At 47.5% G+C, this 14,302-nt stretch carries 11 protein-coding genes; 8 read left to right on the forward strand and 3 right to left on the reverse strand.

Annotated elements, in window-relative coordinates:
- Positions 1 to 40: 40 nt before the first annotated feature.
- Positions 41 to 5,080: a translocation/assembly module TamB domain-containing protein gene (locus MBO_RS00705; RefSeq protein WP_036363030.1), complete on the forward strand. Its 5,040-nt coding sequence runs from the start codon at positions 41 to 43 to the stop codon at positions 5,078 to 5,080.
- A gap of 164 nt (positions 5,081 to 5,244) precedes the next feature.
- Here the strand turns inward: MBO_RS00705 and hemP are convergent, their stop codons facing one another.
- Positions 5,245 to 5,412, reverse strand: a complete 168-nt coding sequence (gene hemP / locus MBO_RS00710) for a hemin uptake protein HemP (protein ID WP_080702126.1) — start codon at positions 5,410 to 5,412, stop codon at positions 5,245 to 5,247.
- A 275-nt stretch (positions 5,413 to 5,687) separates the two neighbouring features.
- Between hemP and MBO_RS00715 the strand changes: the two genes are divergently transcribed.
- The 7 genes from MBO_RS00715 (at position 5,688) to MBO_RS00745 (ending at position 13,588) form a co-directional block, all read left to right on the forward strand.
- Complete coding sequence (locus MBO_RS00715) at positions 5,688 to 6,716, forward strand: NUDIX domain-containing protein (protein WP_052585196.1); 1,029 nt, start codon at positions 5,688 to 5,690, stop codon at positions 6,714 to 6,716.
- A 112-nt stretch (positions 6,717 to 6,828) separates the two neighbouring features.
- On the forward strand, positions 6,829 to 8,166 hold the full coding sequence (locus MBO_RS00720; RefSeq protein WP_036362044.1) for a glyceraldehyde-3-phosphate dehydrogenase: 1,338 nt from the start codon (positions 6,829 to 6,831) through the stop codon (positions 8,164 to 8,166).
- A 215-nt stretch (positions 8,167 to 8,381) separates the two neighbouring features.
- On the forward strand, positions 8,382 to 9,596 hold the full coding sequence (gene cgtA, locus MBO_RS00725) for an Obg family GTPase CgtA (RefSeq protein ID WP_036362047.1): 1,215 nt from the start codon (positions 8,382 to 8,384) through the stop codon (positions 9,594 to 9,596).
- Between the two features lie 25 nt (positions 9,597 to 9,621).
- The gene (gene proB / locus MBO_RS00730; protein ID WP_227712637.1) at positions 9,622 to 10,737 is read left to right on the forward strand and encodes a glutamate 5-kinase; all 1,116 of its coding nucleotides are present in this window, start codon (positions 9,622 to 9,624) and stop codon (positions 10,735 to 10,737) included.
- 35 nt (positions 10,738 to 10,772) lie between these two features.
- On the forward strand, positions 10,773 to 11,840 hold the full coding sequence (gene hemE, locus MBO_RS00735) for a uroporphyrinogen decarboxylase (RefSeq protein ID WP_036362049.1): 1,068 nt from the start codon (positions 10,773 to 10,775) through the stop codon (positions 11,838 to 11,840).
- A gap of 101 nt (positions 11,841 to 11,941) precedes the next feature.
- Positions 11,942 to 12,763: an enoyl-ACP reductase FabI gene (locus MBO_RS00740; protein WP_036362052.1), complete on the forward strand. Its 822-nt coding sequence runs from the start codon at positions 11,942 to 11,944 to the stop codon at positions 12,761 to 12,763.
- Between the two features lie 99 nt (positions 12,764 to 12,862).
- Positions 12,863 to 13,588 (forward strand): YoaK family protein, encoded by a 726-nt coding sequence (locus MBO_RS00745; RefSeq protein WP_036362055.1) that lies wholly within the window; start codon positions 12,863 to 12,865, stop codon positions 13,586 to 13,588.
- Here MBO_RS00745 and MBO_RS09890 read toward each other — a convergent pair.
- Positions 13,583 to 13,729, reverse strand: a complete 147-nt coding sequence (locus tag MBO_RS09890; protein WP_197971968.1) for a hypothetical protein — start codon at positions 13,727 to 13,729, stop codon at positions 13,583 to 13,585. The two genes, MBO_RS00745 and MBO_RS09890, sit on opposite strands and share 6 nt — an antisense overlap.
- Positions 13,730 to 13,813: 84 nt before the next feature.
- The gene (locus tag MBO_RS09895) at positions 13,814 to 14,056 is read right to left on the reverse strand and encodes a hypothetical protein (protein WP_052585197.1); all 243 of its coding nucleotides are present in this window, start codon (positions 14,054 to 14,056) and stop codon (positions 13,814 to 13,816) included.
- Between the last annotated feature and the right edge of the window lie 246 nt (positions 14,057 to 14,302).

A 14,302-nucleotide genomic window follows, 5' to 3' on the forward strand; every position in this document is an offset into this window, starting at 1 on the left:
TTTAATGGCGCGTTATTTTGATATTTTTGATGATTTTGATATGACTGACAAATCCAATCACAGCCCTGATGATCATAACGCCCAGCGCGCGCATGGGGCGGATTTGCTCACACCTAAAGAACCCGTCAGCGTGCTAGCACCAAAATCGCCCAAGCTACCAAAAAAACGCAGCTGGCTGGCGTATCTGTTTTATCTTGTTTTAACGCTTCTCGTCGTGCTTGCGTTATTGCTGGTATTGCTATTTTATGCGATGGGCACGCAAGGCGGCACCAAGTTTTTATTAGAAAAAATCGCCTTAGAAACCGGCACACAGCTCAAATACTCAGAAGGAAATCTAAGAGACGGCGTGTGGGTATCAGACGTCAAAATCGCCCAAGGCGAGAACATTGAGATCCAAGTCGATAAGGCGTATGTGCAACTTGGTTGGCGTGCGGTGTTGGCGCGCCAAGTGCATCTGGTCAACAGCCAAATTGATACTTTAAACATCATCAATAAAAAACCACCCACTGGCGAGCCTTTTGATTATGCGACGATCGATTTGCCAGTGACGCTAAAGTTTGATAACACCAGCGCTAAACAGATCATCTATAGCCAAGTCACCAAAAACCCCATCTATCTGCACGACATCCATGTGCAAGATGGCACTTGGGCTGGCACGAAGATTAAGCTAAATGACGCCAAAATTCGATATGATGATGACGTTGCTGTCAGTCACATCCATGGCGAAATCAATCTGACAGGCGACTATCCGCTCAATGCGACCGCCGATGTGGAAGTAACCGCCATCAACAAAGCCTATTTCGGCGTGCTGCATGTCCAAGCATCAGGCACGCTAAAGCGCACATTCGGTACGTTAACTTCAAAGTATAACGAACGCGACATTCAGGGCGAATTTATCGCACAAGGATTGGATGAAAATTCACCGTTTAGCGCAAGGCTCAATTTCGATGAAGTGGTGCTACCCTATGCCGCCGAGCAGAACATCACCCTAAAAGACGGTACCATTACCGCTGATGGCGTGGTGAGTAATATCGAACTTCGCATTAACACAGACCTTATCGCCAAAGACATCCCTTCTGGCAGATATCGCGGTCGTGGGGTGGTACGCGATGGCGGCATGGACATTCCGTATTTGCGTGCGGACACGCCAAGCGGTGCCTTGACCGCCAAAGGCCGCATGGAGTGGTCGGATGAATTTGAGCTGCATGCGACATTAAGCGGTAATGGCTATAAAGTTCGTGAAGTCTTGCCGATTGAGTATCAAGATTACCAAGCATACTTGCCTAAGACATTAACGGGCGATCTGGGCGTCAATTATTATTATCTAGACGATGACAATCACACCCGCTTTGAATTTGACCTGAACCAAAAAGACGGCGAAGAGATCCGCGCAACGCTGTCGCAATCACAGGATAATCCTAACTCGCCTTGGCTGATTCATGCTGATTGGCGCAATATTATTCGTGCTAATGTTCCGAATATAGATAATATTCATTCCACTCACGGCACGGCTGACATTCGCCTAGAAGAGGGGCGCACCTACATCGATGCACGCGGTCACATTAAGCAGCTGTCTGTTGCACCGCAAGGTGATTATGTGGTGCAAGCGAACATCGAAAAAGGCGAGCGCATTCATCTAACTGACTTTAAGTATGATGGCGTACTAGGCGATCTGTCGGGTGTGGGGCGCATTGATTTGGCAACTGCTCAAAAACCTTTGGCGTGGCAATTTGACCTGACGACCAATAGGTTCATTCCCAATGCGTATTTTGACACACCTGACAAAACCCCATTTCAGGCGATCTCAGGGCATGTTACTGCCATGGGTAGAATGCGCAGCGATCGTTCAAATCACAAGCTAAACATTCACGACATCGACCTAAAACACACCGACCTGACAGCGACATTAGCGGATAACGAGACAGTATCTATCAAAGGCTTGGGCAATGCGCAAGTGCGCTTGATGGGTAGTGATGTGAAATATTTTGATGCCAAATTCGACGGTGATGTCAATCAGAGCATGCTGCCACAAGTAGGGCTTGCCAAGGTGGATATCGAAGCGTCAGGTGATCTGAATCTAATGACGATCAGTCGCTTGAATGTGGACACGACTTCTGGCAAGGCATCGGCGACTGGCAAGATTGATTTGACCCAAGGCATTGGATGGGATGTGCGCGCTCGTCTTGATGAGATTGATACGAAGAATTTCGTCGGGGATAACGCCAACCTCATTGCTGTGATTACGGGCGACTTGGTCACCAAAGGTCGCTATGACAATCAAAAACTATCAGATGTGACGGCGCAATTTGATGGCGAAGTCATTCATGATAAGCTGCCAAAAGGCGCGTTGTCTTTTGATGTGGCAGGTCAAGATGAGCGGTATGATGTGCGTTCATTTGACTACAAGGGCGATGCTGGGGGACTTCACGCAAACGGCTTCATAGACATCTCACAAGGCTATACATGGGATGCGTCTGCCACCATGAACCGCTTTAATGTCGGTGCTTTTGTGCAGGATTTGCCAAGCGACTTGACGGGCGGTTTTAGAGTGCGCGGGGATTGGCGCAAGCAGTCTCAGGCGGTAAATATAGATCAGCTGGATCTTAAAGGCACGCTTCGTGGTCAGTCATTTAGTGCAGAAGGTTCGCTGATTGCAGATTTGGCGTTACCAAGCGATTTGAAAGCCTACATGAATCAAATCACTACTCAAGCCCCGACCAATGTCGATGAATTGCTGGCTCTGCGTGGACAAATTGACAATAGCGCCCGCCAAACTCAAAGCATCATCAAAAAGCTTAGTGCTGATAATTTAAACATCCGCTTAGGCGATAATGCCTTGGCGATTAATGGCGATAAATCAGAGCTGACCACCAGTGTGTCCATCACAGACCTAAGTCAAATCCTGCCAAATGCGCAAGGCGCGATTAAAGGCGGCGTGATCTTGATGGACGATGGTAATTCGCTGCCGACATTGTATGTGGATGTGGCAGCCGGTGGTGTTCGTACGGCTGATTTTGTCGCTCAGGAGGTGCGCGCCCTTGGTAAGATTGTCAATCTTGGCAATTCAGACAGTCAGCTACTTGTTGATGTCAAGGACATCATCGCTCTGGGTCGTGTGATCCGTTCAGCGCGTTTGGACTTCCGTGGTACAGAACAAAGCCATATCATGACCATCAACACGCAATCGCCTGATAATGGGGTGAATGCCAAGGTCGAGGGTGGTCTTGATCGGGCCAATGGTCGCTATCGTGGCATCCTTAGTGATGGCGTACTGCAGAGCAAGTTCGGCCTGCTTACCCAGCGTCAGCCGACAGAGTTTAGTTACGGCATTAGTGATAATAGCATTGCTTTGGCGGCGCATTGTTGGACAGCGACAGGGATGGATAATGCTGAACAAGGGTCGCTTTGTCTACAAGACACCTTGCGCTATTCGGCTAATGGCGGTAATGTTAACTTGGGCGTTCAGAACTTAGACACGTCGGTATTCTCGGCGGTGTTACCTGATGACATTCATTGGCAATCTACCTTAAATGGCAGGGTGCAGGCGAATTGGCAGCAGGGCACAAACCCTACTGTTAATGCGGTGCTGTATTCGGACAATGGTCGTGTGGGATTGGATCAAGACGGCGCCTATGTTGAGATGCCTTATGAGCGTGTCTCTGTCATCGCCCAAAGCGTTACCGAGGGGCTAAAACTACGCGCAGACATCGCAGGTTCAGCAGCGCGTGGTTATGCTGATGTGGTAATCGATGCATTTCAGGAGAATCAAAAGCCAATCTCAGGCGCATTGTTAATTAATGACATTAATCTTGCGGTATTAAGACCGTTTTTCCCGAATTTCCAAACCCTAACAGGTACGGCTAATATCGCAGGCGGTCTGGGCGGCACATTAAGCCAACCGCTATTTTATGGTAATGCCAACCTAAGTAATGGCGTTCTTGCGCTGGCAGGCGTGCCGATTAACCTAAGTAACATTAATGCTAACGCTCAGATTCGTGGCACAAATGCTGTATTGGCGGGTGATTTTACCGCAGGTCAGGGCGATGGCGAGCTGTCGGGCGAGTTTGATTGGTCTCAGACGTTGCAGGCGCGCCTTCGCATCTTTGGTGAGGATTTGGACGTGAGTCAGCCGCCACTAGTAACGGCCAAGATGACCCCTGATATTGAAGTGATCGTTCGTCCTTTTGAAAAATATATTGACATCCAAGGCGTTATCTCTGTACCAAGCGCCATTATTCGCCCACCTGAAGCGACGGCAGACATCGTGAGTGAGTCTGACGATGTTGCGGTGTTGGATCGCCGTGCTACAGGCAACGTTGAGCAAGTATTGGCGGTAACCGCGCCTTGGAGTATTAATGCAGACATCGGTCTTGACTTGGGTGATGACGTGACTTTCCGCGGATTGGGTGCACGCTTACCATTGGCTGGCGCTCTTCATATCACGCAGGCTGATCAAGGAGTGATGCGAGGATTAGGCGTGGTACAGGTATCAGAGCGCACTACCATTGATGGCATTGGGCAGAATCTTGAGCTGAATTATGTGCAGATTCGCTTTAATGGCGATGTTATGAATCCTAGATTGTCCATCGAAGCAGAAAAAGAAATCGAGGGTCGGACGGTCGGTGTGCGCATCAAGGGCACAGCCAATAATCCTGACATTACTGTATTTAATGATGCAGGCTTAACAGAACAGCAGGCGATGAACGCCATTGTGACAGGGCGCATTACCGAGTCGGCTGATAGTCAGATTTCAGAACAAAGATTCCGCTCGCAGGTCACCAATAACCTCGCTGCTGCAGGCTTGAATCTAGGCTTATCGGGCACTCGTAATATCACCAATCAGATCGGTCAGGCATTTGGTTTGGAGGGGCTTACCATCGATGCATCGGGCAATTCTGATGATACGAGCGTGATTGTGACGGGATATATCAGCCCTGATCTATACATCCGCTATGGCGTTGGTCTGTTCAATGCCGAATCTGAGCTGTCCATGCGCTACCAGCTGACGCGACGGATTTATATTGAAGCTGCTAGCGCGGCAGAGAATACTGTCGATATGATTTATCGATGGAAGTTTTAATACAAGATAATCGCACGGATTGACTTAAGCCAAAAACCAATAACACCGCGGATTTTGCGGTGTTATTGGTTTGGAGAAATGCTTTTACTGTTCTTTGGATCCATTGCGCCAAATGACTGTGCAACGGATCATTATCTATCATTAAGTGTTAAACGATTACTGTATTATTTGGTTAAAATGAGGCGATTGTTACGTGTCAAGCGCAGACGATATTCCTCACCTTGATGCTCAATGCGCACTTCCTTGGTCAGCGCGAACAGATTCTGAGAGTGCAGGGTTGGAAGTCGAGTGGTTTCGCGGTTACTGAAGTAGCGGGCGATTGTCGTAGTCATGGCGGTTTTCCTTTTGGTTGGTGGGTTGCGGGTTTTTTCCCGAGCCACTTTTGGCTTAAACTGTGGACATAAAGCGCTTGATTAATTAAAATTAAATACTTAAACAGCGCAAAATGATAATTCACATAATTTGTTTTAAAATTGCATCTGTTATTTATTTTTAAATAACAATAATTATCATTTGTGCCAATAATAGCAAATTTTTCAAAGATTGCAAATAATAATTTCAAAATTTGAGAATTTTTATCATATTTCTGACAAACGGTATAAAAATAATGACAAACGGTAATTTTAAAGTTAATCTGGATCTAGATTCAAACAAAACCACTCATGTTGCAGTGGCTGTATTTAGGCATGGTGATGAATTTTTGCTTGCTAGGCGACATACACATCAGCATCAGGGCGGGAAATTGGAATTCGTAGGGGGAAAAATAGAGCAATCCGAATCACCGATATCTGCTCTGATTCGAGAAGTTGATGAAGAGTTGGGCTTGGATATTCATGGGAATGTCATCACAAAGATGGGTCGCATTTGGCATGATTATGGTGATAAGGTGGTATGTCTGCACGTATATCAAGTGTTATTGACAGATGATCAATACATAGACTTTCGTGATCGGAAGTTGGGCTGCGATGGGCAGGAGATCGGATTCTTCAAAAGAGAGGATATTCTTAGCCAAAAGCAGAATTTCCCTGCGGCGAATGCTGCTATTTTAGCTTGGCTGACGTTGCCAGATACCATCACCATCAGTCATGAGTTGAGATATTTTAATAATAAAACCGGCTGGTTGGATTGTTACAAGAATCTGCCAAAAAATAGTACGCTTCTTGTACGAACTAAAGACTCTGATAACGAGGATTTGCTAAGGCTGTTGATAGCGGCGCGTACGGATTTAAGATTGGTTTTGTCGTTAGAAGATTGGCGGAAGGTCAAGGATGGTCAGAATCTTAGCCTCAATCAAATAATAGCCATTCGATTGACTCATCATGAACTGATGAATATTAATTTATCTGAATTGAATTTGCCGCATCCGCCCATCATTGCCAGCTGCCATGACATAAACAGCCTGATAAAGGCTAACGAATTGGCGAAACTACACCCTGTTATGGCGTTGCTATTATCGCCAGTCAAGCCAACTGCCACGCATCCTGATGCATCTGCATTAGGCTGGAAAGTCTTTGAGGAGCTGGCTGAAGTGTCGGACGTGCCTGTAATTGGTCTTGGCGGGTTAAGCCCTGATGACTTGTCAGATGCACATAAGCACGGCGCGGTTGCGGTTGCGGGGATCAGAGAATTTTTATAAAAAATAGCCATATTTTAAGATAAAATAAACCTTGTTAAAACACCCAAATTCATTTAAAATTCAGGTGTTTTGTTATAACTAATATTCCATTCATTTATAAAAGGATATTGCCATGAGCATCTATCAAGACCATCTAACCAAGCGCCAAAACCAAGAAACCCAAGCGACTGAGTTACTCGTCGCCCTTGCCAAACTTGCCAGTCAAAACGCAAATGTTTTGTTTTTTGGTGAGCGTGTGGCTCTGTCGGTATCGGACATCTTGGCAAAACACGCCAAAGCAGGTCTTGACGTGGCGGATACTCTTGCCCTAGCCAAAGACATCACAGCGATTAACACCACTGTTGATTTGGGACAAGCGGTTAAAGCAGGCAAAAAAGCCAGCGATTTTGCAAACGGTGCAGAGATACCTGCCACGGACGTGGTGCTATACGGCTTTGGGCGTATTGGACGCATCTTGGCACGTCTACTTATGAGTCGTCCTGCCTCTGATAAGGGCTTGCAACTAAAAGCCATCGTGGTACGTCCTGCTGGTGATGGCGACCTTGATAAGCGTGGCTCACTACTAGAACGCGATAGTGTGCATGGCTGGTTTGATGGCTCGGTGGAGATTGACAACGCCAATAGCGGTATCATCGTAAACGGTCGCTTTATCAAATTCATCTACGCGTCTGACCCTAGTGAGATTGACTACACTGTCCACGGCATTGATAACGCCATAGTGATTGACAATACCGGCAAATGGAAAGATGAAGCAGGGCTTGGTAAGCACCTAGCAAGCAAAGGCGTAAAAAAAGTGCTACTGACCGCCCCTGCCAAAGGCGACATCAAAAACGTGGTCTATGGCGTAAACCATGATACCATCGAGGGCGACACCATCGTATCGGCAGCGTCTTGCACCACCAACGCCATCACGCCAACGCTAAAAGTGTTACACGACACTTATGGCATCGTAAACGGACATATGGAAACGGTTCACGCTTTCACCAATGACCAAAACTTGGTGGACAACCACCACAAATCCGACCGCCGTGGTCGTGCCGCCCCCTTGAACATGGTCATGACTTCAACGGGAGCTGCGTCTGCCGTATCCAAAGCCATTCCAGAACTCAAAGGCAAACTCACAGGCAATGCCATTCGTGTGCCAACGCCCAATGTGTCTTTGGCGATTTTAAACCTAAACTTTGACAAAGCGGTTGGTTCTGCTGATGAGCTAAACGCTTTTATCAAAGGCAAGTCAGAAAGTATTGAATGGCAAGAGCAAATTGACTATTCAGACAGCCCCGAAGCGGTATCTACTGATTTTGTGGGTTCTGAAAAAGTGGCGATTTTTGATGCTAAGGCAACCATCGCCACTGACAACCGTGCAACCCTTTATGTATGGTACGACAACGAGATGGGATACAGCACTCAGGTTGTCCGTGTAGCGGAAGTCATGGCAAATAATGGCTAATTGCCAATCTGCCATCAAAAAACACGCTCAACATTTGGGCGTGTTTTTTTTATTTCGCCAATTTGGTCAAATATGGTGATTGTTGTCTTTGGTCGCATGATTACAGTTGAAGCCATTCGATAACTTTAATTATGCACATAAATCGACTAAATTCCAATCAGCAAGAGAAATGTGATAGAATACAGGATAATTTTATTTGAAAAAAGAGTTTAGTAATGCGTTTTATTGATGAAGCTGTAATCAGCGTGAAAGCAGGCGATGGCGGTAATGGTATCGTAAGCTTTCGCCGTGAAAAATTCGTCCCAAAAGGTGGGCCAGACGGCGGAGACGGTGGCAAGGGTGGCGATGTTTATGTGATTGCCGATGACAACACCAACACGCTTGTGGACTTTCGCTATACCCGTAAATTTGAAGCCAAACGAGGCGAAAACGGTCGCTCAAAAAACTGCTCAGGCAAAGGGGCGGACGATGTCTATCTAAAAGTGCCGGTGGGGACGACCATTATTGATACCGACCTTGATGTGGTGATTGGCGATTTGACCGAAGTGGGGCAAGTTGTGTTGGTTGCCAAAGGCGGAGACGGTGGGTTTGGTAATACTCGCTTTAAGACTTCTACCAACCAAGCTCCCCGTAAAGCAATCCCTGGTTTTGCTGGCGAAGCCAAAAATCTAAAATTAGAGCTAAAAGTTGTCGCTGATGTCGGTCTGATTGGCTTGCCGAATGCAGGTAAATCCACCTTTATCCGTCAAGTGTCGTCCGCTCGCCCAAAAGTGGCGGATTATCCCTTTACCACGCTTGTGCCGAACCTGGGCGTGGTGGACGTGGGAACGCATCAGTCTTTTGTGATGGCGGACATTCCAGGGCTTATCGAGGGTGCGTCAGACGGTGCAGGGCTTGGCATTCGCTTTTTAAAGCACGTTGCCCGTACTCGCAGATTACTTCATATCGTGGACGTAAAGCCCATTGATGAGTCAAATCCTGTGGACAATGCACGGATTATCCTAAATGAGCTTGAAAAATTCTCTGCTGAATTGTCCAAATTGCCCCAAATTTTGGTATTAAACAAAATTGACCAATTAGAAGATGATGAGATTGATGAAGTTTGTAATAATATCGTCAAAGAGCTAGACTGGCAAGGCGAGGTGTTTCGCACGTCTACCATTAGCGGACAAGGCGTGGATGAGATTAAATATCATCTGATGAACGAAATTGAAGAAGAGCAAGAGCGTGAAGCAGACGATGAAGAGTTTGCCAAAGCCCAAGCCGAGCGATTTGCCCGTCTAGAAGAAGAAGTTCGCCATAACACTGAAATCCAAAAAGAGGCCTACCGCGCCCGCCGTAAAGCCGAGCGTGAGGGCGTATCGGACGATGACGATGATGATTGGAATGATGATGACTACGATGTGGCGGTGGAATACGCGCCATACTGATGATGAGCTGATACAAGGAAATAGTATGGATGATTCGCCAAAACGTATCGTGGTAAAAATCGGCTCATCGCTTTTGACCAACAACGGTCGGGGGCTTGACCGCACCGCCATTTATGAATGGGCAAGACAAATCGCCATGTTGCATGCTCGTGGGATTGAAGTGGTGTTGGTGTCGAGTGGGGCGATTGCCGAAGGGGTGGTTCGTATGAACTTGCCCGAACGTCCAAAAAAGCTCCCTGCTTTGCAAGCCTGTGCATCCATTGGACAAATGGGGCTGATTGAGACATGGTGGCAAGCATTAATCCAAAAAGGTGTGCAGTCATCACAAATTCTACTTACTCATGACGATCTAGCCCACCGCTCACGCTATCTTAACATCAGCCAAACGCTCAATCAGCTCATTGATTGGCGAGTGGTGCCTGTGGTCAATGAAAACGACACGGTGAGCTTTGGCGAGATTAAATTTGGCGACAATGACACGCTGGGGGCGATGAGTGCCACGCTGGTGGGTGCTGATTTGTACATCATCCTAACCGACCAAGACGGCGTATTTACCGACAACCCACGCACCAATCCCAATGCCAAGCTCATCACCAGCGAGCGAGCCATGGCAGATTATCTGTTCGATGTCGCGGGCGATGGCGGTAAATGGGGATCGGGTGGTATGCTCACCAAAATCCGTGCAGGGCGCTTGGCGGCAATGGCGAACTGCCCGACCATCATCGCTAATGGTAAAGTTGAGAACATCATTACTCGTCTGGCGGATGGCGAGGCGATAGGCACACGATTGACAACCGACCATGCTGACCGCCTTATCGCCAAAAAGCAATGGCTTGCCACGCACATTCGTACGGCAGGCACACTCGTTATCGACGATGGCGCGGTTAAAGCGCTCACCGAGCAGCACAAATCACTACTGCCTGTGGGTGTGATAGAGGTTCAAGGTGATTTTGATATGGGCGATGTGGTTGAGATTGTGAACGCACAAAAGGTGCGATTGGCGGTGGGGCAAGTCGGATTTGATAGCCATCAGGCCAAACAAATCACCCAAAAACACACCGATGAAGTCCTACAAATTTTAAAATTAAACGAGAATGACAAAATCATCATGGTGCACCGTGATGACATGGCAGTTCTGTAATTTTGTTAATAACTTATTAAGCATTGGAAAAGATCATGACTCAAAATTTCCCAGCATTAAAGAATGACCGTCTACTGCGCGCCTTGCGTTTTGAGCCTGTGGATACGACGCCTGTGTGGATGATGCGACAAGCGGGGCGTTATTTACCAGAATATAAAGCGACCCGCGCCGAGGCTGGTGATTTTTTGAGCCTATGTAAAGATACGGCTCGCGCTACTGAAGTTACTTTGCAGCCGTTGCGTCGATTTGAGCTTGATGCGGCGATTTTGTTCAGTGACATTCTGACGGTGCCTGATGCCTTGGATTTGGGATTGTATTTTGAGACAGGCGAGGGTCCAAAATTTCAAAGAACCGTCCGCACAGAATCACAGATTGCTAATCTGCCCAAGCTCAACATGAACGACCTATCTTATGTGACCGATGCGGTAACGAGCATCCGTCATGCGTTGGGCGGTCAGGTGCCACTGTTTGGGTTTAGTGGCAGTCCGTGGACGCTGGCAACTTATATGATTGAGGGTGGTTCAAGCCGTGAGTATCGCCACGCCAAGGAGATGATGTACGCACGCCCTGAGCTGCTGCATGCACTGCTTGCCAAAATTACTGAAGCGGTGACAGAATATCTGAATGCCCAGATTGTCGCAGGTGCGAACCTTGTGCAGATTTTTGACAGTTGGGGTGGAGCATTGGGTCATCGCCAGTTCGCTGAATTTAGCCATGCCTATAACCGTCAAATCATCGCTAGTCTTAAAGCTAAACATCCTGATGTACCCGTGGTGATGTTCACTAAAGGTGGCGGTCTATGGGTGGACACTCAAGCTGACAGTCAGGCAGATGCGCTGGGCTTTGACTGGACAATGCCACTAGATAAAGCCCGAGCGGCATTGGGTAGGGATAAAGCAATTCAGGGCAACCTGGATCCCGCCACCCTATACGGCACGCCTGACAATATCCGCCAAGCTGTCAAGCAAATGCTGGGCGATGTCTATGGCGGCGGTATCCACACCGGTTATGTGGCAAACTTTGGACATGGCATCACGCAGTGGGCGAATCCTGATCATGCCAAGATTTTCGTTGATGCGGTGCATGAATTTAAATTGGGATAAACCATCGATAAGCTAAAAGTTTACAGATGTACTATTTTTTAGCTATTTTTAAAAAATCATGCTATAATTTGGCAAATTCATCCATGTGTTAAGGATTTTTTATGTTGTTAAAAGGCCAGCGTTTTGTGGTAACGGGCATCGCCAGTAAGCTTTCTATCGCTTGGGCGATCGCTGAGAGTTTGCATCGTGAAGGTGCTGAGCTGATCTTGACCTACCCAAATGACAAAATCAAAAAACGTGTTGACATGGCGGCAGAAGCCTTCGGTGCAACTGCGGTAATCGAGTGTGACGTAGGTTCTGATGCATCCATCGAAGCATGTTTTAATGAGATTAATCAGCTTTGGGGTCAGGGCGAAGATAGGGGTGTGAATGGCATCGTGCATGCGATTGGTTTTGCTCCTGCTGATCAGCTGGATGGTGATTTTACCAATGCTACCACGCGTGAAGGCTCTAGCATTGCGCACGACATCTCAAGCTATAGCTTTGTGGCACTTGCCAAAGCGGGTCGTGAACTACTGGCTGCACGCCAAGGTTCGCTACTAACCCTAACTTATGAAGGTAGCATCTCTGTATTACCAAACTATAACGTCATGGGCATGGCGAAGGCAAGTTTGGAGGCGTCTGTGCGCTATCTAGCAAGCTCATTGGGTGGTGAGGGCATCCGTGTGAACGCCATCAGTGCAGGTCCGATTCGCACATTGGCAGCCAGCGGCATCAAATCATTCCGTCGCATGCTAGACGTAAGCGAAAAAATCGCTCCGCTACAGCGCAACGTCAGCCAAGAAGAAGTGGGTAATGCCGCACTATTCTTACTGTCTCCTTGGGCGAGCGGTGTGACAGGTGAGATTTTATTCGTGGACGCGGGCTTTAATACCGTCGCCATCAGCGAACAAATCATGGTAATGGCAGGAGATGACGAATAACATTGTCTAAGTCATTCTAGGCGCAGAACTTATCATGGTTTTGCGCTTTTATTTTTGGCAAAAAATGATTAAAATAAGGATTTTTGCTGCTTTGTTATCATGATTGATAAACTTCCGACATGGGTGCTGTGCGGTGCGGTGGTGCTTGCTTTTTGTGCTGGCGTGCTGAACACCACAGCTCTCATGGGTTTTACACACGTCTCAGCCTCTCATGTGACTGGCAACGTCAGCTTGCTGTCAGTGACGATATTGGCAGGCGACTGGGCGAACATGAAGCTGTTTTTGATATCTATTGCGTCTTTTTGGATGGGGTCGGTATTAAGCGGTGTGATTATTGGCGGCAGTGAGTTGAATATTCATCGCAACTATGGCTATGCGATGTATCTGGAAGCGGTGCTACTTGTGGCAAGCCTGCTACTGTACATGAATGATAGCTATTTTGGTCAGATGATGATTGCGATGGCATGCGGCCTACAAAACTCCATGGTGGCAACCTATCACGGCGCAGTGGTGCGGACGACACACTTGACGGGTACGACATCTGACTTAGGTTCCATCGTGGGTAATTGGCTTGTTGGTCGCCGAGTTAAGCTATCACGCGTTTTACTGTTAAGTGCGCTGTGGTGGGGCTTCTTTATTGGCGGCTTCGTGGCAGTGATGATGTACCGAGCCTTTGGTTACTTATCCATGCTGCTGCCCATCAGCATTACCTTGTTCGCGGCGATCAGTTATCACCGCATGGAAGTGTGGTTTAAAAGTTCTGAGCGTCTCATTCGATTACAAGTCATTAAAAACAAAAGAAAAAAACGCACCAAATCCCTATAACAGCTCATTATCAGCATATTCATCCGCCTGTAGAATCTCGCCAAGTCCTGATGCGATGCGCTGGACATAATTGATGTCATTAAGCAGTGATGATGCCTGAACACCGATGAGTTTGCCTTGCCGTACCCGTTCAAAAATCATCTCGTAAAAATCTGACTCCTGCTCCGTGCGTTCAATAAAGCTTTTAATGGCAGCAGGGCGACTCTCGTCATCTCTAGGCAGTTCTTAGTGATGCAAAAAATCAATCAGCATCTCAAATACACGCTGTCGTAATGCCAGATAATCAGCATAGACAGTGCTGTCTGGTTCGGATAGGAATTTATGCATATTCTTCTGTAGGTGCTTACTGTCCTTGATGATCTCGATGACATAGAACGCACGCAGGTGCATGCGGCTCATTTCATCGCTCAGCTTTGGGTTATTCTCGATGTCCACTTTTCCCAAAAAATCAACAATCGCACCGTGCAAGGGTTTAATTTGCCAGCGATAGAGGGTTTTTTACGTCTTTTTCGGGTGGCTCGGTCGGTGCGGTCAGATGCATGGTGTTCCGATACAGTGCGTCTGGCGGCATGTACACCGCATGACGCACCAGCTCAATGCCTAGCTTGGTATAAGCCGTTGAATCTCTTGATTAGGGGCGCGCAGGGCGGTATCAGTGGCACGCAGCATGTTGTCTGCAAGATACCTCTGCTCAAGTGGCGTACGTGTGTCAGA

Source organism: Moraxella bovoculi 237 (assembly GCF_000696305.2).
In the GTDB taxonomy this organism is placed as follows: Bacteria; Pseudomonadota; Gammaproteobacteria; order Pseudomonadales; family Moraxellaceae; genus Moraxella; species Moraxella bovoculi.

Excerpts from the sequence above, each read along its gene's own strand:
- MBO_RS00705 (WP_036363030.1), top strand. The coding sequence starts at position 41 with ATGACTGACAAATCCAATCACAGCCCTGATGATCATAACGCCCAGCGC.
- MBO_RS00715 (WP_052585196.1), top strand. The coding sequence starts at position 5,688 with ATGACAAACGGTAATTTTAAAGTTAATCTGGATCTAGATTCAAACAAA.
- MBO_RS00740 (WP_036362052.1), top strand. The coding sequence starts at position 11,942 with ATGTTGTTAAAAGGCCAGCGTTTTGTGGTAACGGGCATCGCCAGTAAG.
- MBO_RS00720 (WP_036362044.1), top strand. The coding sequence starts at position 6,829 with ATGAGCATCTATCAAGACCATCTAACCAAGCGCCAAAACCAAGAAACC.
- hemP (WP_080702126.1), bottom strand. The coding sequence starts at position 5,412 with ATGACTACGACAATCGCCCGCTACTTCAGTAACCGCGAAACCACTCGA.
- hemE (WP_036362049.1), top strand. The coding sequence starts at position 10,773 with ATGACTCAAAATTTCCCAGCATTAAAGAATGACCGTCTACTGCGCGCC.
- cgtA (WP_036362047.1), top strand. The coding sequence starts at position 8,382 with ATGCGTTTTATTGATGAAGCTGTAATCAGCGTGAAAGCAGGCGATGGC.
- MBO_RS09890 (WP_197971968.1), bottom strand. The coding sequence starts at position 13,729 with ATGATTTTTGAACGGGTACGGCAAGGCAAACTCATCGGTGTTCAGGCA.
- MBO_RS00745 (WP_036362055.1), top strand. The coding sequence starts at position 12,863 with ATGATTGATAAACTTCCGACATGGGTGCTGTGCGGTGCGGTGGTGCTT.
- proB (WP_227712637.1), top strand. The coding sequence starts at position 9,622 with ATGGATGATTCGCCAAAACGTATCGTGGTAAAAATCGGCTCATCGCTT.